At 46.6% G+C, this 22,111-nt stretch carries 22 protein-coding genes and 1 pseudogene; 16 read left to right on the top strand and 7 right to left on the bottom strand.

The annotated features are described in order from the left end of the window. Positions 1 to 23 precede the first annotated feature (23 nt). The gene (locus tag AC0L6V_RS19830; protein ID WP_409418966.1) at positions 24 to 791 is read left to right on the top strand and encodes a coniferyl-alcohol dehydrogenase; all 768 of its coding nucleotides are present in this window, start codon (positions 24 to 26) and stop codon (positions 789 to 791) included. 88 nt (positions 792 to 879) lie between these two features. Here AC0L6V_RS19830 and AC0L6V_RS19835 read toward each other — a convergent pair whose 3' ends face one another. Continuing rightward, complete coding sequence (locus tag AC0L6V_RS19835; protein WP_418138537.1) at positions 880 to 1,176, bottom strand: helix-turn-helix domain-containing protein; 297 nt, start codon at positions 1,174 to 1,176, stop codon at positions 880 to 882. Beyond that, a complete protein-coding gene (locus tag AC0L6V_RS19840; protein WP_418138538.1) occupies positions 1,173 to 2,651 on the bottom strand; it encodes a sigma 54-interacting transcriptional regulator in 1,479 nt (492 codons plus the stop codon). The genes AC0L6V_RS19835 and AC0L6V_RS19840 overlap by 4 nt, the downstream gene beginning before the upstream one ends. Positions 2,652 to 2,960: 309 nt before the next feature. Here AC0L6V_RS19840 and AC0L6V_RS19845 point away from each other — a divergent pair, with 309 nt between their 5' ends. Continuing rightward, positions 2,961 to 4,421 carry a benzaldehyde dehydrogenase gene (locus AC0L6V_RS19845; RefSeq protein WP_418138539.1) on the top strand — a complete coding sequence of 487 codons (1,461 nt, stop codon included), beginning with the start codon at positions 2,961 to 2,963 and terminating at the stop codon, positions 4,419 to 4,421. A gap of 212 nt (positions 4,422 to 4,633) precedes the next feature. On the opposite strand, the gene AC0L6V_RS19850 is transcribed toward AC0L6V_RS19845, so the two are convergent. After that, entirely contained in the window at positions 4,634 to 5,683 is a 1,050-nt protein-coding gene (locus AC0L6V_RS19850; protein WP_418138540.1) for a LysR family transcriptional regulator, read from the bottom strand. A gap of 190 nt (positions 5,684 to 5,873) precedes the next feature. Here AC0L6V_RS19850 and ligA point away from each other — a divergent pair, with 190 nt between their 5' ends. From ligA to AC0L6V_RS19880, 6 genes are all read left to right on the top strand, one after another. Beyond that, the gene (gene ligA, locus AC0L6V_RS19855; protein WP_265220067.1) at positions 5,874 to 6,305 is read left to right on the top strand and encodes a protocatechuate 4,5-dioxygenase subunit alpha; all 432 of its coding nucleotides are present in this window, start codon (positions 5,874 to 5,876) and stop codon (positions 6,303 to 6,305) included. 5 nt (positions 6,306 to 6,310) lie between these two features. After that, a complete protein-coding gene (locus AC0L6V_RS19860) occupies positions 6,311 to 7,165 on the top strand; it encodes a class III extradiol dioxygenase subunit beta (RefSeq protein ID WP_265220068.1) in 855 nt (284 codons plus the stop codon). A gap of 6 nt (positions 7,166 to 7,171) precedes the next feature. Continuing rightward, the gene (locus AC0L6V_RS19865; RefSeq protein WP_418138541.1) at positions 7,172 to 8,347 is read left to right on the top strand and encodes an alpha/beta fold hydrolase; all 1,176 of its coding nucleotides are present in this window, start codon (positions 7,172 to 7,174) and stop codon (positions 8,345 to 8,347) included. Between the two features lie 162 nt (positions 8,348 to 8,509). After that, positions 8,510 to 9,490 carry a TRAP transporter substrate-binding protein gene (locus tag AC0L6V_RS19870; RefSeq protein WP_265220071.1) on the top strand — a complete coding sequence of 327 codons (981 nt, stop codon included), beginning with the start codon at positions 8,510 to 8,512 and terminating at the stop codon, positions 9,488 to 9,490. A gap of 3 nt (positions 9,491 to 9,493) precedes the next feature. Then, complete coding sequence (locus AC0L6V_RS19875) at positions 9,494 to 10,015, top strand: TRAP transporter small permease (protein ID WP_265220072.1); 522 nt, start codon at positions 9,494 to 9,496, stop codon at positions 10,013 to 10,015. Further along, positions 10,012 to 11,316, top strand: a complete 1,305-nt coding sequence (locus AC0L6V_RS19880) for a TRAP transporter large permease (RefSeq protein WP_409418971.1) — start codon at positions 10,012 to 10,014, stop codon at positions 11,314 to 11,316. The genes AC0L6V_RS19875 and AC0L6V_RS19880 overlap by 4 nt, the downstream gene beginning before the upstream one ends. A gap of 69 nt (positions 11,317 to 11,385) precedes the next feature. Here the strand turns inward: AC0L6V_RS19880 and AC0L6V_RS19885 are convergent, their stop codons facing one another. From AC0L6V_RS19885 to AC0L6V_RS19895, 3 genes are all read right to left on the bottom strand, one after another. Beyond that, positions 11,386 to 12,054 carry a DsbA family oxidoreductase gene (locus AC0L6V_RS19885; RefSeq protein WP_265220075.1) on the bottom strand — a complete coding sequence of 223 codons (669 nt, stop codon included), beginning with the start codon at positions 12,052 to 12,054 and terminating at the stop codon, positions 11,386 to 11,388. Positions 12,055 to 12,267: 213 nt separating this feature from the next. After that, positions 12,268 to 13,032: an SDR family NAD(P)-dependent oxidoreductase gene (locus AC0L6V_RS19890; protein WP_265220076.1), complete on the bottom strand. Its 765-nt coding sequence runs from the start codon at positions 13,030 to 13,032 to the stop codon at positions 12,268 to 12,270. Between the two features lie 87 nt (positions 13,033 to 13,119). Then, a complete protein-coding gene (locus AC0L6V_RS19895; protein WP_265220077.1) occupies positions 13,120 to 14,580 on the bottom strand; it encodes an NAD-dependent succinate-semialdehyde dehydrogenase in 1,461 nt (486 codons plus the stop codon). Positions 14,581 to 15,082: 502 nt separating this feature from the next. Between AC0L6V_RS19895 and AC0L6V_RS19900 the strand changes: the two are divergent. The 7 genes and pseudogenes from AC0L6V_RS19900 to AC0L6V_RS19930 all read left to right on the top strand — a co-directional run. Further along, positions 15,083 to 15,837 (top strand): annotated as a pseudogene (locus tag AC0L6V_RS19900) (dihydroxy-acid dehydratase domain-containing protein); the annotation flags it as partial. A 138-nt stretch (positions 15,838 to 15,975) separates the two neighbouring features. Continuing rightward, positions 15,976 to 16,563 carry a hypothetical protein gene (locus AC0L6V_RS19905; RefSeq protein WP_473483167.1) on the top strand — a complete coding sequence of 196 codons (588 nt, stop codon included), beginning with the start codon at positions 15,976 to 15,978 and terminating at the stop codon, positions 16,561 to 16,563. Beyond that, entirely contained in the window at positions 16,564 to 17,331 is a 768-nt protein-coding gene (locus AC0L6V_RS19910; RefSeq protein WP_265220078.1) for an HpcH/HpaI aldolase family protein, read from the top strand. It begins immediately after the preceding gene. A gap of 10 nt (positions 17,332 to 17,341) precedes the next feature. Then, on the top strand, positions 17,342 to 17,890 hold the full coding sequence (locus tag AC0L6V_RS19915; RefSeq protein ID WP_265220079.1) for a TRAP transporter small permease: 549 nt from the start codon (positions 17,342 to 17,344) through the stop codon (positions 17,888 to 17,890). A 3-nt stretch (positions 17,891 to 17,893) separates the two neighbouring features. Continuing rightward, positions 17,894 to 19,180, top strand: coding sequence for a TRAP transporter large permease (locus AC0L6V_RS19920; RefSeq protein ID WP_111608301.1), 1,287 nt, complete (start codon positions 17,894 to 17,896; stop codon positions 19,178 to 19,180). A gap of 60 nt (positions 19,181 to 19,240) precedes the next feature. Next, on the top strand, positions 19,241 to 19,453 hold the full coding sequence (locus AC0L6V_RS19925; protein WP_418138542.1) for a hypothetical protein: 213 nt from the start codon (positions 19,241 to 19,243) through the stop codon (positions 19,451 to 19,453). A 26-nt stretch (positions 19,454 to 19,479) separates the two neighbouring features. Continuing rightward, positions 19,480 to 19,992 (top strand): TSUP family transporter, encoded by a 513-nt coding sequence (locus AC0L6V_RS19930; protein ID WP_418138543.1) that lies wholly within the window; start codon positions 19,480 to 19,482, stop codon positions 19,990 to 19,992. 68 nt (positions 19,993 to 20,060) lie between these two features. Here AC0L6V_RS19930 and AC0L6V_RS19935 read toward each other — a convergent pair whose 3' ends face one another. Then, a complete protein-coding gene (locus AC0L6V_RS19935) occupies positions 20,061 to 20,798 on the bottom strand; it encodes a GntR family transcriptional regulator (RefSeq protein ID WP_409418973.1) in 738 nt (245 codons plus the stop codon). Between the two features lie 240 nt (positions 20,799 to 21,038). Here AC0L6V_RS19935 and AC0L6V_RS19940 point away from each other — a divergent pair, with 240 nt between their 5' ends. Further along, positions 21,039 to 22,109, top strand: coding sequence for a TRAP transporter substrate-binding protein (locus AC0L6V_RS19940; protein ID WP_265220083.1), 1,071 nt, complete (start codon positions 21,039 to 21,041; stop codon positions 22,107 to 22,109). Positions 22,110 to 22,111: the final 2 nt, after the last annotated feature.

Raw genomic sequence — 22,111 nt, forward strand, 5'->3', positions numbered from 1 at the left:
ATAAAAAAATAAGGAGAAACACTATGATGTTAGCGAATAAAACGATCGTCATTACCGGCGTATCATCTGGTATCGGTGCAGACGTTGCGCGTCTTGCACGCTTTCATGGAGCTAAGGTTATTGGCATTGATCGCCATGAGCCCAGTATGACGCTGGATGGTTTTGTTCAAATTGATCTTGGTAATCCAACGGCGATTGATGCCGCTTTGGTTGCCTTACCTGAAAAAATCGACGCTTTGTGTAACATTGCCGGTGTGCCTGGCACGGCGGATGTTGAACTGGTCGGGCGGGTAAATTATTTAGGATTGCGCCATTTAACCGAAGCACTAATACCGAGATTCAACACGAATGCTAGCATCGTGAATGTGGCTTCTGTGTTGGGCATTGAATGGCCTCAGCGTTTAGAAAAACACAAAGCACTGGCTGACACTTCGTATTTTGAAGAAGGTGTGGCTTGGTTAAAGAAAAATCCCGTCCCTCAAGAAACCTGTTACCAATATTTCAAAGAAGCCTTGATTGTTTGGTCTACTCAGCAAGCTTTTACCTGGTTCCGTGATCATGGTGTGCGTATGAATTGCGTGGCTCCGGGTCCTGTTTTTACGCCCATTTTAGGCGATTTTGTGTCCATGTTGGGTGAGGAAAGAGTTCAAAAAGACGCCGAGCGTATGCTGCGTCCTGCTTATTCCGATGAGGTGGCAGAAGTCATCGCTTTTCTTTGTTCTGATGCTTCCCGTTGGGTGTGCGGTGTCAATATTCCGGTCGATGGTGGTTTGGCGTCTACCTATCTTTAAAAAGTCAGAATATGGTAGATCGACGAAAGCTAATAAGCCTGTGATTATGCTATATCGCAGGCTTATGTGTTTTTTAAATGATCACTTTTCAGTTTTGTTTATTCTTCTTTAGGCGATAAGCCAATTGTGGTCTGCTTAGGCCAACTCGTCTTGCGGCTTCAGATAAGTTTCCTTGCGCATTGTCTACGGCTTCTTTCAAAAGATTATGTTCTAGCATTTCAATATCGATAGAATCCTTGCCGCCTACGAATTGAGAAATGTGTTCTAGCAACGAGCTTGTAGGCTCTGTCTGTGTCTTTGAATGGCTCAAATTTCCTTGGTTATTGACCGAATAAATAATTTCGTCAGGAATGGGACTCATTTCTAAACAAATGCGGAAGGTCAATGGGCTTCACCTTCTTCTGATGCGATCACGCCGCGTTCCATTAGGTTTTGTAGCTCACGAATGTTACCTGGAAAACCATAATTTAATAGCGCTCGTCGCGCTGTTTGTGTCATGCCAGATGGCGCTTTTTGATGCAATTGGCAAAAGTGATGATAGAAGTGATTAATGAGCAGTGGGATATCGGCTTTTCGCTCTCTTAATGGTGGTAAATGAATAGGGAATACGTTTAAACGGAAAAACAAGTCTTCACGAAATTCGCCCTTTTCAACGGCTTTGCGCAAGTCCACATTGGTTGCAGCGATGACTCGTACATTGACTTTGATAGGAGTGATGCCTCCGACTCGCTCTACTTCTCTTTCTTGCAAAACGCGCAGTAATTTGCTTTGCCCTGCTAAGTTCAGGTTACCAATTTCATCAAGAAAAAGCGTGCCGCCATTGGCTCGTTCAAAACGTCCCGGACGGCTAATAGTGGCTCCAGTGAAGGCGCCTTTTTCGACGCCAAATAACTCGGATTCCATGAGATTTTCAGGAATGGCGGCACAGTTAAATGCGACAAAAGGACCCGATTGGCGACTGAATTTATGCAGCATACTGGCAAAAAGTTCTTTACCCACACCAGACTCTCCTGTGAATAACACGGTGGCGCTGGTTGGTGCGACTTTCTGTAGAGAATGGTTTGCGGCTGTGAAGGCGGCGGAAACACCAATCATTTTTGGTTGGTCGTCTAGCGGTGCTGGCTCCATTTTATCGAGCTGTGGGTCTGGTCTGACGCTGATGTTGGCATCGTTGGTGGTGACATTGAGAAAACGAATGTCGTCTTCAATATTATCCCAAAGCTCTGACGATTTACCGATGACTCGGCAGATTGAATGCCCCATGGACTGGCATTCCACTTCGCGGAAAATAACCAAAGAACCGACTAAACCCGAGACATAGCCGATGGCGTAGCCTAATTCCATCCAGCAAGCGGGTGAACTGCCAATGCCATAAGCGGCAATATGCTCTTCATCTTCACTGCTGTGATGCCAAAGAAATTCACCATCATACAAGCCTTTTTCGGTATCAAATTCAAAGTGAATAGTTTCCACTTTGACGACGCCTTCTAGCCCATGAAGATGCGTACCAGCAGTGAAAATGGACGCAGGGTCAGAATCTGGCCAACGTTTTTGAATCAGTTCAGCATCTCTTAGACCCGATAAATAACCCGTTCGAGTAAGAATATCGCGCGATTTATCGAGGCCAAGTGAATCAATCATTTCTCGACGTAACAATCCAAATGACGAGCTATGGATCAGCAGCATGCGTTGATCGTCTAACCAAATACGGCCATCGCCGGGCGAGAAAAATAGGCACTCGGTGAGTTCTTCTACGGTGGGCGCGTGCTGACCGTCTAGTTCACGGGAGCTGCCTTTAAGGAGGATTTTTTGGTTGCTCTTGGCCATATCTGCCAATGAGATGCGCTGCAAGTTTGTCATTATTATTTTCCTCTTTCACCTAATTGATGAAATGGTGAACTGCTTTTCCTTTAGTTTTGATTGAATTTAACGATATCGTCAAGTCTATTGATTCAGTTGTATCCTTCAACGTCCTGTAATATTTTTGGTTTATTAGAATTAATTGTTTATATATCAATAGTTTGAGGTTTTTTTATTTTGATAAAAAAATAGACACAATATATCGGCATAGGTATTGCTCTGGTTTTGTTATCTACTAAGTCGTTCTCTTGAACAGGTGGGATGAGTGATTGATGTGGAAACCTAATAAAAATAAACAGGAGAATACACATGACGATATCTGTACTTGAATCCAAAAAATGGTCGGGTAAGTTTTTCACGGGCGACTGGGTTGCTGCTTCAAACAAGCAAGACGTTATGGAGCCAGCAACCGGGAAAGTATTGAGCGAAGTGGGGATTGCTACGGCAGACGACGTGCATTTGGCGTGTCAGCAGGCGACGAAGGCGCAAAAAGAGTGGCTCAATGTCCCTCCTAGAGACAAAGCGGCGTTATTCCACAAAGCCGCGGCTTTCATGCAAGACAATTTTGATGAGTTGGCCCTGTATGTGGCGCGAGAAACGGGCGGGATCATCCCCAAAGGTCAGCACGAAATAAAAGAAGCCATTGTCATTTTGCAATTGGCAGCCAATATGACCTTGGAACCAAATGGTTTAACTTTGCCTTCTGTACCAGAAAGAATGTCTTATGCAACACGCAAACCTATCGGCGTCATTGGTGTTATTTCTCCGTTTAACTTTCCATTAATTCTGTCTATTCGTTCCATTGCCCCCGCGTTGGCGACCGGTAATGCGGTGGTCACCAAACCCGATCCACAAACGCCAGTCACTGGTGGTTTTATTCTTGCTCTGGCGTTAGAAGCCGCAGGCTTTCCAAAAGGCTTATATCAGGTTCTACCGGGTACCGTTGAAGCAGGCGAAGCGCTTTGTAATGCGCCAGAAATTGGTATGGTGGCCTTTACTGGCTCGACAGCAGCGGGTCGAAAGGTGGGCGAGGCTTGCGGACGTAACTTGAAAAAAGTCTCTCTTGAATTAGGTGGTAAGAGTTCGCTGATTGTCTTGGAAGACGCCGATTTAGATGTGGCAGCCAGTAATATCGCGTGGGGCGCGTATTTCCACCAAGGTCAAATTTGCATGGCATCAGGCCGTATTCTCGTTCAAGAAAGTATTGCGGAAGCATTGACGGCAAAAATAGTCGAAAAAGCCCTACACCTACCTGTAGGTGATCCAGTCTCTGGGACAGTAGCCTTGGGGCCGTTGATTAATTCTCGTCAACTTGAAAAAGTGCATTCTATCGTTCAAGACTCTGTAGCGGCTGGCGCTAAGTTAGAAGCGGGTGGGACGTATGAAGGTCCTTTCTATGCTCCAACGGTATTGAGTAATGTCAAACCCGGTATGCGTTCTTTTGATGAAGAGATCTTTGGTCCAGTAGTGAATATTGTCACCTTTGAAAGCGATGCCGAAGCCGTTGAAATGGCGAATAACACCCAATATGGCCTAGCGGGCGCAGTGATCTCGAATGATCTTTCTCGCGCACAAGGCATTGGTGCTCAGCTACATGTTGGCTTATTGCACATCAATGATCAGACCGTGAACGACGAATGCATCAACCCATTTGGTGGTTGTGGCGCTTCGGGCAATGGCAGTGCGGTGTGTGGGCTCGCAGATTGGGATCTATACACCCATTGGCAATGGGTGACAGTAAAGCAATCTGCTACGCCTTATCCTTTTTAATCAAACAAATAGTAAAGCCTCACATTCATCATGCGGGGCTATTTTTTTTACTTGTTAGCTTGTTGTTAATAGTCAGTTGTAATTCTTCAATAAACATTTGAATGAGTGTTGATTGGCGTTCTCTGTGTAGTGTGATGCCTAATGTGCATTCTGGGTTGGGTAAGCGAATGGGGATTTGCTTTAAGCGTGGATTGAGTTGCTTGATGTTCCAGTCATCGTAGAAAAGGAGCGCTATGGCATCGCTGTGAATGACGAGGCTCTTCTGATGAGGCAAAGGTGAGCATTTCAAGGGCTTGGATCGGTGGTTTGTTATCGATACTGTAAAATAAGCTTTCGAAATAATCCCGAATTGGGGTGCCATGGCGTGCGACAATCCAGCGTTCGTTGGTTAAATCATTGAGGGTTTTGGCGTAGTCATGTACGGGGTGATCAGCCCGTGCGATTAAGGCATATTGAATGTCTAACAAGGGCAGTTCGATTAATTCTGGATGAATCGGGCCTTTTCTCATGAGACCGAGAAAACAGTCTATTTCTCCTTGACGCAGGGCATTTGCCAGCATGTGATAAGGGCCTTGCATGGCTTGTAAACGAATCCCCGAGTGTTTTTTAAAGATAGCAGCAAACGCGATGGGAACGATATCTTGGCAGGAAAAGGACAGCATGCCGACAGACAACCTTCCTGTCAGTTCGTTGGGTAAGGATTGCAATGTTTGCTGAAAGGATTGGGCGATAGGAGAGATTCTTAGCCATAACGAAGCGAGTTGTTTCGCTGCTGTGTTCGGTATCAGCCCATGGCGTGCACGTGAGAAAAGCGGCTGTTGTACCATGTTTTCGATTTCTTTTAGCGTTTTGCTGACCGCTGGTTGTGTCATGCCCAAGGTTTGCGCGGCCAGCGAGGCACTACCGACTCTCACCACGGTTTCAATCGTCACCAGATGACGCCATTCCACGTAGGCTCTTAGTTTGAGCAATGCTGTGGTATTTTCTTGTAAATGGCGCTCTGTATCGGCAATGGCTTGTAAGAGATTGTTGCACGATGAGATCACTACTTCTCCTTTAGCGGTTGGCTCTGCGCCACTCCAACCACGAGTGAATACACTCATTTGTAAGGCTTGTTCTGCTTGAGACAGAGCTCGAGACACGCTGGACTGGCTCAGGTTAAGCGAAACGCTAGCGTCTTTTTCTGTGCCTTTTTTCATGATCTCAGTGATTACACGGCATTGTTTGAGCGACAGTGGAAAGCTGGCAATAGGGTTGTTCATTTGGGGCCTTTATATAAGCGTTTTGTCCGTCTTATCAAGATAATGTTTTCAAACTCATAACGTAAGATATAACTAAAATTAAAGCTATGTTTTTAATTGTGCATATGATGGTCGGTTTTTTTCTGTGTATCTTTGAATAAAACACAGTCTACGCAGTTCATTTCACACATTCAGTTTAGGCGAGATGAGAATGAATAATAACAATAAACCTTACAGCAATATTCCCGGTACAACCGTATTTGACGGGGATATGGCCAGAGTCGGTTTTCACCTTAATCAATTTTGTATGTCGCTCATGCAAGCCTCCAACCGTGACGCGTTTAAGCAAAATGAGCGTGCCTATTTAGATCAATGGCCAATGACTCAAGCGCAGAAAAACGCCGTGCTCGCGCGGGATTTCACTCAGTTAATCGCTCTTGGTGGCAATATCTATTACCTCGTTAAACTCAGTTCAAGTGACGGGCTTAGTGTCGCTGCCGCCGTTTCCACTATGACCGACTTATCTCCTGAAGATTACATGGAAATGATGCGTAATGGCGGTCGTTCACCAGAAGGCAATCGCTTTACTCATAATAAAGAGTTTGACGAAAAAGAATCTGACAAAAAATCGTCCAAGGAGTAGCAGTAATGGCCAAAATAATTGCAGGATTGGGGACGTCTCACATTCCCTTGCTTGGACACATTATTGATAAAGGTGAGAGCAGCGCTGAAAAATGGGCACCAATATTCGATGGCTTCCAGTTCACCAAACGTTGGATTAAAGAGCAAAAACCGGACGTGGTGATCTTGGTGTACAACGATCATGCAACAGCGTTTGATATGAAAATTATTCCGACCTTTGCCATTGGTTGTGGAGAAGAATATCGCCCTGCGGATGAGGGTTACGGTGCTCGTCCAGTGCCCATCGTGAAAGGTGCTCCTAAATTAGCATGGCACATTACTGAGTCGCTGATTAAGCAAGGGTTTGACATGACCATCGTGAATGAGATGGACGTGGATCATGGCCTTACGGTGCCACTGTCTATGGTGTTTGGTGAGGTAGAGGAATGGCCTTGCCAAGTGATTCCTTTGGCGGTGAATACCGTCGTGTATCCCGCACCAACGGGAGAGCGTTGCCTTGCTTTAGGGAAAGCGATTCGAGCGGCGGTTGAACAATTTCCAGAAGATCTAAATGTTCAAGTCTGGGGAACGGGCGGCATGAGTCACCAGTTATTGGGCGAACGTGCTGGCCTAATCAATCGGGAATGGGATCTGGCGTTTATGGACGACTTACAGAGCCACTATGAGGCGTTAGCTAAGATCTCTCAAGTGGAATATATCCGCGAGTCCGGTACAGAAGGGAGCGAAATGGTAATGTGGTTGATCATGCGCGGTGCCCTAAATCACGATGTGAGAGAAATTCATCGCCACTACCATGTGCCGGTATCCAACACGGCGTTGGGTCATCTGATATACGAAAATGTTAATGAAAAGGGAGAATAAATCACAATGAATGTGCGCGTAACTAGACCCAAACTGGTTTGTTTAGCTGGTTTGCTATGTGATCAACGGATGTGGGCAAGCATTGCTGCTCAATTAGAAAAAGAGGCCGACGTTAAGGTTGTAAGCTTCGCAGGCTTTGATGATTTGACCGCCATGGCGCAGCATGTGTTGGCCAATGTGGAGGGGAATTTCGCCTTGGCTGGCCACTCTATGGGCGGGCGTGTGGCATTAGAAATTCATCGTCTTGCGCCGCAACGTATCACGCACTTAGCCCTATTGAATACGGGGGTGCACCCAAAGTCAGACAAGGAAATTCCGGGGCGCATGCGCTTGCTTGAAGAGGCAAAAAACCAGGGGATGTCAGCCTTGGCTGAGCAATGGTTGGTTCCCATGATGTCACCTAAAGGGCGTTGTAATGCAGAACTGATGACGACGTTAACGCACATGGTGGAATCCTATTCGCTTGAGGATTTCGAAAAGCAGATTCATGCCTTACTTAATCGACCGAATGCGGAAGAACAGCTTGCGCAGATATCTGTGCCTACTTTGCTTTTGTCTGGTACAGAAGACACGTGGAAGCCTGTTGAGCAGCATCAAAAAATGCAACAAAAGATCCATGGCAGCGAACTGGTGGTGATTGACGGTGCTGGGCACATGGCCCCAGTGGAAGAGCCGGTAGAAGTTGCTAATGCCTTGAAACATTGGCTACAAAAAAACCGCCAAGCCCGAAGCGATCAAACAATAGAAGACATGCTGATTGAGTGGCAATGTCAAAAACGCGTTACGCATTCGATTAACCTGTTGGATCAAGGGCGTTGGCAAGCGTTAGCCAATTGTTATACCGAGGATGGTGTCTTGTTTCGTCCCAGTGCACCGACTGTCAAAATCGAAGGGCGTGAGGCGATTTTAGCGTCTTTTACATCGCGTCCGGCCAAAGAAACCTGCCATGTTTTGGCCAATCAAGAAACTCAAATTATTAATGCAAAACACGCTGTTGTGACATCGAGAGTGGTGTTGTTTGCCGCGAATAAAAAAGTGGATCACATTGAGAGCATGGTGCAAGCCAATGCGGATGTGTTCATTGGTCGTTTTGTCGATGAACTAAAAATGATTGAAGGTGAATGGCTGATTGCCAAAAGACAAGGTTCGATTGAACTACACTACAAAGGCACTGCATGTTGAATAAGGGGGCATTGAAAGGTTAGGTAATGGGCGGAAAGCTCATGCTTGAGAACAGTGGATACAGCATTTTCTATGGAATCAGGGCGCTCCGTTGATTCGGTCTGTCCGTTACAAAAATAACAAAGCCTTCAGAGGCACTAAAGTAGCATTGGGAGAAACGACATGACATTCAATAAATTGGTTATTGCGGCTTCAGCAGCGATCACGCTATCCAGCCAAGTATTTGCAGAGGAGTTGAAATTTGCCAGCTTTACTCCGCCATTTCATACCATTAATGCGTCCGTCATTGAGAAACTAAATACGGATCTTTCTGCGGCCACAAATGGCAATTTAACCGTGCGTGGTTATCATGGCGGGGAACTCGGAGCCGGCCCTGCGGAACAATACGTTCGTGTGTTACAAGGCGCTGCAGATATGTCTTGGGGCTTACCGGGTTATACCTCGTCACAATTTGGTAAAACCATGATCGCTGAGCTGCCTGGGGCAATTCCTGAAGATATGCCCGGATATGAAGCGTTATGGCGTGCCTACGATAAACACCTAAGCCAAGAGTTTCCAGGTACCAAACCATTGGCACTGTGGACTTCTGAACCCAATATTTTCATCATGCGCAACAAGGTAATTCGCACGCCTGCTGATCTTGCTGGGCTTAAAATTCGTGTAGCGGGAACAACCGCTGCTGAGGTGGCAAAGGCATTAGGCGCAACGCCTGTGCAAATGCCAGCAAGCCAAATATATAACGCCATGCAAACTGGTTTGATTGATGGCGTTATCACGGGCGCGTCGACATTGACAGATTTTAAGCTTGATGAGGTGGCGGATGCGCTAACGCTAGGAGCACCATTAGGTCGTTTGGCTTTTTATACGGTATTAAACCGTAGTGTTTATGATGGGTTAACTAAGGAAGAAAAAGCCGCAGTGGATGCTGCCAGTGGAGCCGGATTATCCAAGAGTGCCGAAGACGCTTGGATGAGTACGGCAAACGCTGCGCTTGAAACGGCGAGAGCGGATGGTGCCAACACCATCACAGAACTAACGGATGCCGAAAAAGTGGCGTTTGCGCAGGCGGTTTCTGGTGTTATTCAGTCCTATGTGAAAAGTGTCGGTGGTGCTGCCACGCTTGACGCCATGCAAGGCAAGTAATTTATGCTGAACGCAACACGTAAACTGGCGGACAGGCTCATTGCCCTGTCCGCTGCAGTGGGGGCTTTAGGGCTGATCGTTGAGGTCATCATCTTGCTAGCCGATGTCATTGGTCGTGCCTTTGGCGCGCCAATCTACGGCTCGCAAGACATGATTACTATGACTATGGTGATCGTTGTTTTTGGCGCAATGGCGTTGTGTGATCGCCAAGGGGGGCATATTTCCGTTGATCTTTTTGAACGCAGTTATCCCGCATGGCTTAATCGTATGATTGATATTTTTTCGGCGCTGTTGGGCGCGGTTATTTTTTTCGGTATTGCTTACGCCGTTAATGAAAGCGCTAAAATCTCAATGATGCTGAATTTATCAACTAACCTTTTGCGTCTGCCTAAAGCGTGGTTTCAAAATGGCTTGTCTATCTTGGCCTTATTGACGGCGGCAGGAATGGCACTACGTGCCATTGAGCTGATCCTCTCAGGTCGTGACATTCGTAAAGTAGACACGGATAAAGGAGGCATGGCATGAGCGCGGCAATGATAGGATTTATTGGCATCTTGGTTATGTTTGCTTTGTTGGTGCTGCGGGTGCCGGTGGCGTTTGCCATGTTTTCGGTGGGTTTTGTCGGCATTACTATATTGGACAGTAGTCGATCTGCACTGAGCTTGTTGGCATCGGAAACCTTTACTTTGGCATCTTCGCCTGAGCTGGTGGTTATTCCGCTGTTTATACTGATGGGGAATGTCGCCTCAGAAACGGGCATGAGTCGAAAACTGTACGATGCGGCTTATGCCATTATTGGTCAATTCCGTGGCGGATTGGCATCGGCGACCGTGATTGGTTGTGGTGGTTTTGCCGCGTTGTCTGGCTCATCTGTGGCATCGGCTTTGACCATGGGGAAAGTAGCGCTAGGGCAGATGGACCGCTTTAAATACAACACGCGCTTATCTACTGGCGTGGTGGCGGCAGGCGGTACTTTGGGCATCTTGATTCCGCCCTCAACCGGCTTCGTTATTTATGCGATTCTCACTGAGCAGAGTATCGGACGCTTGTTTTTGGCGGGTGTTTTGCCGGGCATCATGATGTTGCTTCTCTTTATCTTTGTCATCATGGTGATTTGTTGGTTTCGTCCCGAATTTGGTCCAGCAGGGCCTGCCACGAGCTGGCGCAATAAAGGCAAGGCGCTATTAGGGGCGGGGCCAATTATTGCAGTGATACTACTGACCATCGGTGGCATTTACAGTGGGCTCTTTTCGCCCGTTGAAGCGTCCGCTGTCGGTGCTGGCGTGGTAATACTGGTGGGCTTATTCACACGCGTTTTATCTCTACAGGCACTGTGGCGGGCCGCTCGCGATGCGGTAGTGACAACAGCGACAGTCATGTTGATCTTGATTGCCGCGCATTTGATCAACCCATTTATGGCGCTCAGTCATATTCCTACTGCGGTCGGAGAGGTATTGTCTGGGTTAGGATTGGGTGTCACGGGAACACTGATTCTGATTCTGGCGATTTATCTAATTTTAGGCTGTTTTTTGGAAGGCTTTGCCATGTTGGTACTGACCTTGCCAATCTTCTTTCCCATTATTATGGCCCTTGGCATTGATCCAATTTGGTTTGGTGTACTGACGGTTCTGACGCTCGAAATGGGGCTAATTTCACCGCCTGTGGGCATCAATGTGTTTATTGTTAAATCGGTCGCACCGAATGTGGAATTAGGTGATATTTTCCGTGGTGTGCTGCCTTTTTGGTTAATGATGATACTGGCGGTTGCCTTGTTGATTCTTTTTCCACAGATTGTACTCTTCCTTCCAAATACCATGTTTGGCTGAGTATTGTGCATAAAAAATGCCCATGTTATGACAACATGGGCATTTTTATTTGAACTGAAACAACCAATGCTAAGCTGGTGCTTGCTCTGTTTTTAGTTTCTCTAGAACTTCTTCAATCGCGCTTTTAAAGACTTCTGCAGGTTGTCCACCTGAAATCGCGTAGGCATTGTTGATGATGACGGTTGGTACCGATGTGATGCCGTTTTGTTGCCAGATCTTTTCTTGTTGGCGCACGTCATCAGCAAAGTGGTTGTTCTCTAAAATGCCTTTTGCCGCAGCAGGGTCTAGGTTCACACTGGCCGCTAAGTTGGCGAGAATGGTGTGATCACTGATGTCTTGATTGTGGGTAAAGTGCGCTTTGAATAACGCGCTTTTGAGTTCCGCCTGCTTGCCTTCTAACTGTGCCCAATGCAACAAACGATGCGCGTCAAATGAATTGCGCATGCGGCTTTCCGTTGTAAAGTTAAAATCAAAGTCGATCTCTTTGCCGCGCGCTTGAATCATGGCGCGGTTTTGTTCAGATTGAGCTTTGTTGATGCCATATTTTTCGGTGATATGTTCGTCTAAATTTTGACCTTCAAGAGGCATCTTGGGGTTCAGTTCAAACGGCTGAAAAGTTACGGTCGCATCGACTGTGTCATTCAGCTGCTCAAGTGCTTTATTGAGATTGCCTAGACCAACCACGCACCAAGGGCACATGACGTCAGAGACAAATTGAATATCCAATGGTTCTTTCATGGCTATGTCCTCGATGTTTAATAATGACTATTCTTATGGGCAGAGTCGGAAATTAAAAGCGTTTGACGAGAGAAAACAAGGCAGATGCTTTTTGTTTACAGAATCTAAGCGATTTATAAGGTATCTAGACAGGGTGTCAAACAATACAAAAGAAAAGCGGCTCATAATGATTTACGTGCCGCTGCTTTGGGGATCGGGAGAATCACCTGTTTGCTAGACAATCCCAGCATCAACGATAAAGTTTTGTCCCGCACAAGCACGGCTGTCCTGAGAAGCAAGGAATAACGCCATGGCGACAATATCGTCCGGTTGAATGCGGAATTTAAGCGACTGCACATCGATAAACTCCTGATCCAATTCAGGGGTTAACCAAAGTGCTTTTTGACGTTCTGTCACCACCGCTCCTGGGACAATCGAATTAACACGAATACCGCGTGGGCCAAGCTCTCGTGCCATGGTTCGCGTCATGGTGTGAATCGCCCCTTTTGATGTGGTGTAACCCACCATACCAGCACGGCCACGCATCCAACTGATCGATCCCATATTGATAATACTGGCGCCTTCTTTCATCCATTTAGCGGCCGCTTGCATGCCAAAGAAATGCGGGCGCATGTTGATGTTTAGGCAGTTATCCCAGTATTCCGGTGTGACGTCTTCGATTTTATGACGGTCGTCTTTGCCCGCGTTATTGATTAAGACATCTAAGCGGCCCAGTTCTTGAGCAGCGTCGTCTATTGCAGATTGTAAGGAGGCAATGTCACGGACGTCGACTTGTCTAAACCAAGGGGTAACGTTGAATTCGTCGCTGAGTTTCTGATTTAAGGCAGCGGAGCTGGCCTCATCGATATCGATGTAAGCAACTCGTGCGCCTTGCTTTATAAAGTGATGAACAAGGTATTCGCCAATCCCTGAGCCACCGCCAGTGATAAACACGACTTTGTCTTTTAAGGAAGGGTATTGGTTGGTTAATGTCGGCATGTATTATTCTCCGATCGACAAACAATGGGTGTGCTCATATCTAAATGAACACACCCTACAAGTTTTGATTTATCCGTTATTTATCTGCTATTTATCTAAACCGGCAACACAAACGTATTTGGTGTTGATGTAGTCTTCAATGCCATATTTAGAACCTTCACGACCCAGACCTGATTCTTTGTAGCCACCAAATGGCGCGACTTCTGTGGCGATGATACCTGCGTTAACACCAACCAAACCTGTTTCTAACGCTTCCGCTACACGGAAAATACGACCGATATCACGGGAGTAAAAGTAAGACGCTAAGCCGTACTCTGTGTCGTTCGCCATCGCGATCACATCGTCCTCTGTTTCGAATTTGAAGATAGGTGCTAAAGGACCAAAGGTTTCTTCTTTGGCAAACAGCATGTCTTGTGTAGCGTTAGCGATAACGGTTGGATGATAGAAGTTGTCGCCCAGTTCATGGCGTTTGCCACCAGTGACGACTTTACCGCCTTTTTTGATGGCGTCTTGTACGTGTTCGTCCACTTTGTCGACGGCGGCGCGGTTAATCAGCGGGCCTTGTTCGACACCGCTTTCAGTACCGTGACCGATTTTCATGGCGGCAACTTGCTCCGCGAATTTTTCAACAAAGGTATCGTATACGCCAGCTTGAACATAGATGCGGTTGGCACAAACACAAGTTTGTCCGGCATTGCGGTATTTTGACATCATGGCACCTTTAACGGCTTCATCGATGTCGGCATCATCAAACACAACAAAAGGCGCGTTGCCACCCAGTTCAAGAGAGACCTTTTTTATGGTGTCGGCACAGTCTTTCATCAGCAATTTGCCAATAGGCGTAGAGCCTGTGAACGTGAGCTTACGAACAACGGAAGAGTCCGTGAGAGTTTTGGCGATTTGGCTCGCTTTACCCACAACAATATTAATCACGCCTGCTGGGATGCCGGCTTCAATGGCAAGAACCCCCATGGCTAAGGCGCTTAATGGTGTTTCGGAAGCAGGCTTGATGATCATGGTACAGCCCGCAGCAAGGGCTGGACCGGCTTTACGAGTGATCATGGCCGCAGGGAAGTTCCACGGCGTAATCGCCGCACACACGCCAACCGGTTCTTTCATCACAAGAATACGACGATCTGGTGCGTAAGTTGGAATCATGTCGCCATAAATGCGTTTGCCTTCCTCGGCGAACCATTCAATAAAAGAGGCGGCATAGCCAATCTCGCCGCGAGATTCTGCTAAGGGTTTGCCTTGTTCAGCGGTCATCAATGTCGCAAGATCTTCTTGGTTGGCCATTAATAGGTCATGCCAGCGACGCAATAATGTCGCGCGCTCTTTGGCGGTTTTCTTTTTCCAAGTTTTTTGCGCGACTTCAGCAGCAGCAATCGCTTGTTGTGTTTCAGCAGGACCAACACTGGCAATGGTTGCGACTAATTCACCCGTTGCTGGGTTGAACACATCCAATGTGTTGCCTTCAGAAGACTCAACCCACTCTCCATTGATTAAACATTTTGTTTGCAGGAGTGATTTGTTCTTTAGTTCAAGCATTGCGGTACCTCTCGTTATTGAATACGTCTTATTTTTAGGTTGTTACGATTTTGTCTGTTTCAAGTGATTATTTTTTTGTCGCTGTTTTTGCTCACTATGTTTCATGGGTAAGGGGATAGTTCTTGACTTTTTTTATGTCCTATATATTCTCTTATGTCTTATATAAGAGTTATATCACAAGTTTTAAGAAGCCGTAAACAAGCTGCAATCGTTAATACGGCAAATGATAAAAATAAACAGAGAAAAGAACAGGACTACATCATGGCAAAACGTATCGAAGACCTGCGCAGTCAGCGTTGGTTTGCGCCTGACAATATGCGCGCGTTTGCGCACAGACAGCGAACCCAGCAAACGGGTTATAAGCGCAGCGATTTCATGAATCGCCCCGTTATTGGCATTATTAATACTTGGAGCGATATCAGTACGTGTCATACCCATCTTAGAGAACGAGTCCCAGTTTGTCAAAGAAGGCATCATTCGCGCTGGCGGTTATCCATTGGAAATGCCAGCTATGTCACTTGGCGAAGTGATGGTGAAGCCAACCACCATGATGTACCGAAATTTCCTTGCGATGGAAACCGAAGAACTGCTTCGTAGTCATCCTATTGACGGTGCGATTTTAATGGGCGGTTGTGACAAAACCACACCGGGCCTATTAATGGGCGCCATCAGTATGAATATTCCTGCTATTTATATTCCAGCAGGTGCGAGCCTAAACGGTAATTTCAAAGGCGAAAAAATTGGTACGGGCACTCATACCCGAAAATATTGGGATGAAAAACGCGCGGGTAATTTGAGTGATGAAGATTGGCTTGAATTGGAAGCCAAAATGACGCGCTCGGTGGGAACGTGCAACACCATGGGCACCGCGTCTTCGTTAACTTCTATGGCGGAAGTCTTGGGCTTTTGTTTACCGGCTCTGCGACCATTCCGGCGGCCGATTCGGCTCACCAACGTCTTTGCTCTCTTGCGGGCGAACGCATTACCAAAATGGTGTTTGAAGACCTGACACCTAAAACCCTCGCCACCAAAGAAGCTTTTGAAAACGCCATTGTCACTTATGTTGCGCTGGGTGGTTCCACCAACGGCATTATTCATTTGATCGCCATGGCGGGGCGTGCGGGCATTGATTTGCCTATGTCCTTGTTTGATGAATGGGCGCGTAAAGTGCCTGTTATTGCTAATTTAATGCCTGCTGGCGAATACCTAATGGAAGACCTGTTTTACGCGGGTGGATTGCCGGCGTTATTAACGCGTTTAAAAGATTTTCTGCACCTGGATCAAGGCAATGTGAATGGTCGTACCTTGGGTGAGAACTTGGAAGGCGTGGAAATTTACAACGAAGACGTGATTCGTTCTCTAGATAACCCGGTTAATGACCGCGGCACGATTGGCGTGATCACTGGAAACCTCTGTCCAGATGGCGCGGTGTGTAAACCGTCTGCGGCGTCTCCGCATTTATTGAATCATCGTGGCAAAGCTTTGGTGTTTGAAAACCACGCGCAAATGAACGCACAGATCGACGATCCGGATCTGGATGTGGATGAAAACACCGTTTTAGTGCTGAAAAATGCGGGGCCAATTGGTGGTCCGGGCATGCCTGAGTGGGGCGGTTTACCGATTCCGAAAAAGCTTTTGCAAAAAGGTGTGCGTGACATGGTGCGCATTTCGGATGCCCGCATGAGCGGCACCCACTATGGCACCTGTATTTTACACGTCGCGCCTGAATCTTATGTTGGCGGGCCGTTGGCCTTTGTTCAAACCGGCGATTGGATCGTGTTGGATGTAGAAAAACGCACGCTGAATTTAGAGATTAGTGATGAAGAAATGGCCGCAAGAAAAGCGGCTTGGGCACCGCCACCGCCAAAGTTTGCCCGTGGTTATGGCGCTATGTTTTCAACTCATGTCACCCAAGCCAATGAAGGGTGCGATTTTGACTTTTTACAAGGTGACGCTGTCATCGATGAACCGGAGATATTCTAAATGAGCAAGACGATTAACCCATTTAAACAGCGTTTACTGGACGGTCAGAAGTTGATTGGTGGTTGGACGCTGTCTGGTAGTCCGACGGTGGCAGAAGCGATGGCGTTTTTGAATTATGACTACTTGGTGGTGGATTTAGAACACAGCCCAGCCAGTGTACATGACACGACGCCCATTTTACGTGCGATTGAGCAAACACCAACAGCCGCCGTGGTTCGTATGCCCAGCCATGATCCGATTGCCATTAAACAGGTATTAGATCAAGGCGGTATGACCTTGTATTTCCCATTTGTGGAATCGGTGGAAGAGGCGAAGGCCATTGTTCAGGCCAGCATGTATCCGCCATTGGGCAAACGTGGCTTTGCCAAAATGCATCGTGCGGCGCGTTATACCACTCGTGAAGATTACCCTGCGGCAGCCAATGAGCAAGTGTGTTTGATTCCCCAATTGGAAACTGTTGAAGCGTTAGCGTTGGCGGTCGAGATAGGTCAGCTTGATGGCGTCAGTGCGGTATTTATTGGCCCAGGAGATTTGTCGATGACCATGGGGTTGCCAGGACAAGTTAATCATCCTGATGTGCGTGCCAAAATCGTGGCCTGTGTGACCGCCTGTAACCAAGCTGGAATTCCCGTAGGAACCGTGATGCCAACCCCTGACGATGCAAAGTGGGCGTTAGAAATTGGCTTTAGTTTTGTGTCGATTGCCAATGATCTCGCCAATATGTTGGGACAGTGTAAGGCGCATTTAGCGCAAATGAAAAACTCATAAAGGTGTCTCTATGCTTTTATTAATAAGAATAATAACGCTATTAGGGCGGCTGAATTCGGCCTTGATATTTGTATTTAAGTATTTGGCGATCGGTGCCGTGGCCATTATGACAACGACCATTTTAGTACAGGTTTTTTGTCGTTATGTGCTGAATGATTCTTTGCCTTGGTCGGAAGAGCTTGCCCGCTATTTGATGGTGTGGATGACGTTTCTGATGTTGCCTGTGGTGTCCCGTACGAAACAACATGCGGCCCTCGATATTATTTTGGGGTCTTTGCCCAAACGATTGAGCTTGTTACTTGAGCTGGTGTTGTATGTGTTGGTCGGAATCGTTTTGTATTACGCCTTTAATAAAAGCTTAGATTTCGCCCTAAAGGGAACGCGTATGTTAGCCACGGCGCTGCCGATTACCAAAGCTTGGTCTTATATGGCGATGCCGGTTGGTTTTGGCGTCATGATGTTGGTGTATACCGAGCTTTTCTTGATTGGTATTACGCGTCTTTTTAATGAATCTAATGGCGACAAGTTTGTGTTGTCTGATAGCGAAAGCGAGGCATAACCCATGGGCATTTCATTTTTCTGGATTTTGCTTTCTGTCATGTTTTTGGGCATGCCTGTCGCGTTTGCCTTATTGTTTGCGCCGGGTCTGAGTCTATTTCTGGAAGGCAAAGAGATGTTCTATCTCTTGCTCACGCAGCGTTTATATAACGGTATCGATAGCTTTCCTCTAATGGCAATTCCGTTTTTCATGTTGGCGGGTGAGGTGATGAACCGCAGTGGTATTACTTTGTCGCTGGTACAGGTAAGCCAAGCCTTTATCGGTCATTTGCGCGGTGGTCTGGCGCAAATCAATATTTTGTCTTCCATGTTGTTTGCAGGTCTTAGTGGTTCAGCCGTGGCGGATTGTTCGGCTTTAGGGAAAATGCTAATCCCTGCAATGGAAAAAAACGGTTATTCGCGACGTTTTGCGGCGGCCGTAACGGCGGCCTCTTCGGTGATTGGTCCGATTATTCCACCCAGCGGCATCATGATTTTGTACGCCTTTGTGATGAACGTATCGGTGGGTGGTTTGTTTGCGGCAGGCATTATTCCAGGTATTTTGGTTGGCGTAAGCTTAATGATCATGACCTGGTTTTTGGCTCGTCGCCGCGGATACAAAGTGGCCTCTGAAAAAGCCACATGGAAAGAGCGTGGTACGGCGGTTAAGCAGGCTTTTTGGCCTCTGCTGACACCTGTTATCTTGCTCGGTGGGATTTTGTCTGGGGTGTTTACACCAACCGAAGCCGCTGCAGTTGCGGCGGCGTATGCTTTGTTAGTCAGCCTTTTGTCACGAACCATGACAATGAGCAGTTTGCCGAGTTTATTCTATGCAACAGCGAAATCGTCTGCGGTGATCTTGTTCCTAGTCGGCAGTGCTGTGGCATTTTCGGCGGTAATTAGTTTGTCCGGTGCGCCACAGAAAATAGCCAGTATCATGGTGACATTAACGGAAAATCCGTTGTTGCTTCTATTGATTATTAACATTTTGTTGTTATTTGTTGGCATGTTTTTAGATGCAGGCCCAGCGATTCTTATATTGGGGCCGATTCTTGGTCCTATCGTGACACAATTTGGTATTGATCCATTGCACTTTGCCATCGTGATGTGTGTGAACTTAACCATAGGTTTGACGACGCCACCAATGGGCTTGGTGCTGTTTGTCGCGTCCAGTGTGAGTGGTGAGCGAGTTGAGACGATCAGCCGTGAAATGCTGCCGTATTTGGCCGTGCATATTCTGGTTATTCTGCTGATTACGTATATCCCAGCATTGACCATGACCTTGCCTCGTTTGCTTGGCTTTGCCTCCTAATGGGACGTAAGCAATTAGTTCTCGGAGTATTTAAGAAGGTAACAAATGAGGGAGGCTTTTATGCTTATGGATAGTTCGAGCCTGCTTCTATTACTGTTTTTTGCGCTCGGCAGTTACATTCAAGCGACGACTGGTTTTGCCTTTGGGCTGATTGTTGTTAGTAGTGTGTCTGCCTTGGGTTTAGCACCCATTGAAGTGACGGCGTTTGCAGTGAGTGTGTTAAGCCTTATTAATGCTGGCATTGGGCTTTATGGCGGGGGTGGAAAAAGATAAATCGCCGTGCTTTTTGGGGTTTTATTTTGCCTTGTCTGCCAGCTATTTTTCTTGGCGTATGGTTGCTTGACTATCTTGGTGAAAATGCACTGGGATGGCTGAAATTTAGCTTAGGTTTGTGCATTGTCGTTAGCAGTTTGGTGATGATGCTTCAAGCTCATAAAGTGAGAAAAGCGTCTTCTGCAGGGGCTTTTGCTGTCAGTGGCGTGATAGGTGGTGTGATGGGCGGCATGTTTGCGACTTTTGGCCCGCCAATTACCTTTATGATGTATCGCCAGCCAGACGATCAGGCCAGAATACGTGCGACCTTGTTAGGGATCTTTTGTTGTACGGCGGCATTACGTGTGGGGTCTGTCAGCATGACACAAGGCGTTGATACCGAGACTTGGTTGTTGTGCGCGCTTGGCTTTCCTGTGGTCGTTATAGCGACGTTGGTCGCTAGGACGTTTCCATTACCTATTTCCGGTCGAGCGATGCGTTTTGTGGCGTTTAGCTTGTTGCTGCTGTCTGGTGTTAGCTTGATGTGGCAAGGACTTTAGTAAGCTTAAAAAAAGAGCGCTGGCTTTCGGCTCAGCGCGCTCTTTATAGTGTTTTCAGAAGCTGTGTATTAATTCAGTTCAACAAGATAATGCAGATCTTGGCTATTGGCTCGGCTGATTCGGTATTCGACAGTACGTCCGTCTAATGCACGAGCCGTTCGTGTCACTTCTAACAAGGGCTCTCCTGCAGCCACGTTTAGGATGCTTTGGTCTTGCTCATCGGCCAACACCGCTTTAAGTCTGTCTGTGGCTTTGTGGACAGTAATATTAAAGTGCTGTTGATAGTAGTGATACAGGGAATGCGGCAGTTTTTCTTCTTTGTCTAAATCCATAAAGTAACGATGTGGCAGATAGATCAGTTCACGAATGGAGGCCGTATTTTTAATGGATCGAACACGATGAATTTCGATGACTTTTTCGTCTGCTGCGATATTAAAAACGCTTCGTAGACTGTCGTCCGGTGTGATCAAGCGTGTTTCGAGCAACTGTGCGTACGGTAATTCGGGAATATCGCCACTATCACTTTTAAAATGAAAAAAGTGGAACATCATTTTTTGTAAGGTGTGTTCCGACACAAAGGTACCAACGCCTTGGCGACGAAATAATACGTTGTCTTCGGTGAGTGCATTGAGTGCCTTTCGAACCGTTCCTTGACTGACACCCAGTAGGTCCGCCAGTTGAAACTCACTGGGTAAAATTTCACCAGGTTTCCAAACGCCTTCAATAATCCTCTCTGTGATCAGCTCTTGGACTTGTTTGTACAGAGGTTTGAAGATAGGTGATGGCTGCGGTGCTTTGTCTGTCATGTTTGGTCCTGCCGTATTTCGAATCAATTTAGAATACCAGACGAGGTAAAAAAACGGTTATTTTCTTGTAATTCATGTCTTATATAAGATATAAAACAAGTTATAACAAGATAAGCGTTCATTTACTATCAATAATCGTATGACAATTCGTTAATAAATGTTCTGTTGGCTTGTTTACCACTTACGTGACTTAAGAATAAAAATACGTGATCCAAGAATAAAAAATACGGAGCCTTCGAAATGAAAAACACCGATTTACTCAAAAAGACCACAGCTGCTTTTGTTCCAACGCTTATGGCGGCGAGTTTGTCTCTTGCTGCTATACCTGCGCTTGCGGCGGATTATGAATTCAATATTGTGCACCTTTCAAATACCAGTGATGAAGATTATGACGGTGCGGTGGTATTGAAAGATTACGTTGAGGCGCAATCTAACGGTCGTATTCAGGTGAATATCTATTCTGGCGGTCAGTTATGTGGTAACCCAACAGAATGTATTGAAGCGCTACAAGCGAACTTAATCCAAGTATTTAATACCACGACTGGTGGTTTGTCTAATGTCTTTCCAGAGATTCAAGCGCTTGATATTCCTTACATATTCCCAACAGATCGTGTTGCGGAATGTGCCTTAAACAATGAAATGCTAGTTGGGCCAATTCGTAAAGAACTATTGGATCGCACTGGTACCATGCGTTTAATGACGATTGGTAATACGGGCGGTTGGCGTAACTTTGCGACAACCAATAAACAGATTAAAACACCAGCTGACGTGAAAGGTTTGAAGATCCGTACGATCAACTCACCAATCCAAATGCAGCTTGTGAAAGCAATGGGTGGCAGCCCAACGGCTGTGCCTTGGCCAGAAGTGTATACCTCATTGGCAACTGGCTTGGTGGAAGGTACGAAAAACGGCATTACCGACATCATGGGCATGAAATTTAACGAACATATTAAATACATGACGCTAGATGGCCATGGTTATATGGCGTCTATGTGGTGGATGAATAATGATTCTTTGAAAGATATGCCTGAAGATCTTCAGCACATCATGATGGACGGCTTTGATGCTTTGCGTGAAGTGACAACCGTCATGCCAAAACGTCGTCAAATAGAAGCGTATAACGAGTTTAAAGCGTCTGGCGGTACCGTTTATGCGCCAACGGCTGAAGAAAAAGCTCAGTTCCAAGAAGCAGCGAAACCAGTTCGTGCTTGGTTCGTTAACGAATATGGCGCTAAGTGGGTAGAAACCACAGAGAATGCGGTTAAATCATGTGAAGCATCTATTGATGAAGCTTACATGGCGCAGAACTAATC

Source organism: Marinomonas sp. G8-14, assembly GCF_055808935.1.

What these genes read in the sequence shown, in the direction of transcription:
- AC0L6V_RS19830 (WP_409418966.1), top strand. Translation starts at nt 24, where the DNA reads ATGATGTTAGCGAATAAAACGATCGTCATTACCGGCGTATCATCTGGT.
- AC0L6V_RS19840 (WP_418138538.1), bottom strand. Translation starts at nt 2,651, where the DNA reads ATGACAAACTTGCAGCGCATCTCATTGGCAGATATGGCCAAGAGCAAC.
- AC0L6V_RS19845 (WP_418138539.1), top strand. Translation starts at nt 2,961, where the DNA reads ATGACGATATCTGTACTTGAATCCAAAAAATGGTCGGGTAAGTTTTTC.
- AC0L6V_RS19850 (WP_418138540.1), bottom strand. Translation starts at nt 5,683, where the DNA reads ATGAACAACCCTATTGCCAGCTTTCCACTGTCGCTCAAACAATGCCGT.
- ligA (WP_265220067.1), top strand. Translation starts at nt 5,874, where the DNA reads ATGAATAATAACAATAAACCTTACAGCAATATTCCCGGTACAACCGTA.
- AC0L6V_RS19860 (WP_265220068.1), top strand. Translation starts at nt 6,311, where the DNA reads ATGGCCAAAATAATTGCAGGATTGGGGACGTCTCACATTCCCTTGCTT.
- AC0L6V_RS19865 (WP_418138541.1), top strand. Translation starts at nt 7,172, where the DNA reads ATGAATGTGCGCGTAACTAGACCCAAACTGGTTTGTTTAGCTGGTTTG.
- AC0L6V_RS19870 (WP_265220071.1), top strand. Translation starts at nt 8,510, where the DNA reads ATGACATTCAATAAATTGGTTATTGCGGCTTCAGCAGCGATCACGCTA.
- AC0L6V_RS19875 (WP_265220072.1), top strand. Translation starts at nt 9,494, where the DNA reads ATGCTGAACGCAACACGTAAACTGGCGGACAGGCTCATTGCCCTGTCC.
- AC0L6V_RS19880 (WP_409418971.1), top strand. Translation starts at nt 10,012, where the DNA reads ATGAGCGCGGCAATGATAGGATTTATTGGCATCTTGGTTATGTTTGCT.
- AC0L6V_RS19885 (WP_265220075.1), bottom strand. Translation starts at nt 12,054, where the DNA reads ATGAAAGAACCATTGGATATTCAATTTGTCTCTGACGTCATGTGCCCT.
- AC0L6V_RS19890 (WP_265220076.1), bottom strand. Translation starts at nt 13,032, where the DNA reads ATGCCGACATTAACCAACCAATACCCTTCCTTAAAAGACAAAGTCGTG.
- AC0L6V_RS19895 (WP_265220077.1), bottom strand. Translation starts at nt 14,580, where the DNA reads ATGCTTGAACTAAAGAACAAATCACTCCTGCAAACAAAATGTTTAATC.
- AC0L6V_RS19910 (WP_265220078.1), top strand. Translation starts at nt 16,564, where the DNA reads ATGAGCAAGACGATTAACCCATTTAAACAGCGTTTACTGGACGGTCAG.
- AC0L6V_RS19915 (WP_265220079.1), top strand. Translation starts at nt 17,342, where the DNA reads ATGCTTTTATTAATAAGAATAATAACGCTATTAGGGCGGCTGAATTCG.
- AC0L6V_RS19920 (WP_111608301.1), top strand. Translation starts at nt 17,894, where the DNA reads ATGGGCATTTCATTTTTCTGGATTTTGCTTTCTGTCATGTTTTTGGGC.
- AC0L6V_RS19925 (WP_418138542.1), top strand. Translation starts at nt 19,241, where the DNA reads ATGCTTATGGATAGTTCGAGCCTGCTTCTATTACTGTTTTTTGCGCTC.
- AC0L6V_RS19935 (WP_409418973.1), bottom strand. Translation starts at nt 20,798, where the DNA reads ATGACAGACAAAGCACCGCAGCCATCACCTATCTTCAAACCTCTGTAC.
- AC0L6V_RS19940 (WP_265220083.1), top strand. Translation starts at nt 21,039, where the DNA reads ATGAAAAACACCGATTTACTCAAAAAGACCACAGCTGCTTTTGTTCCA.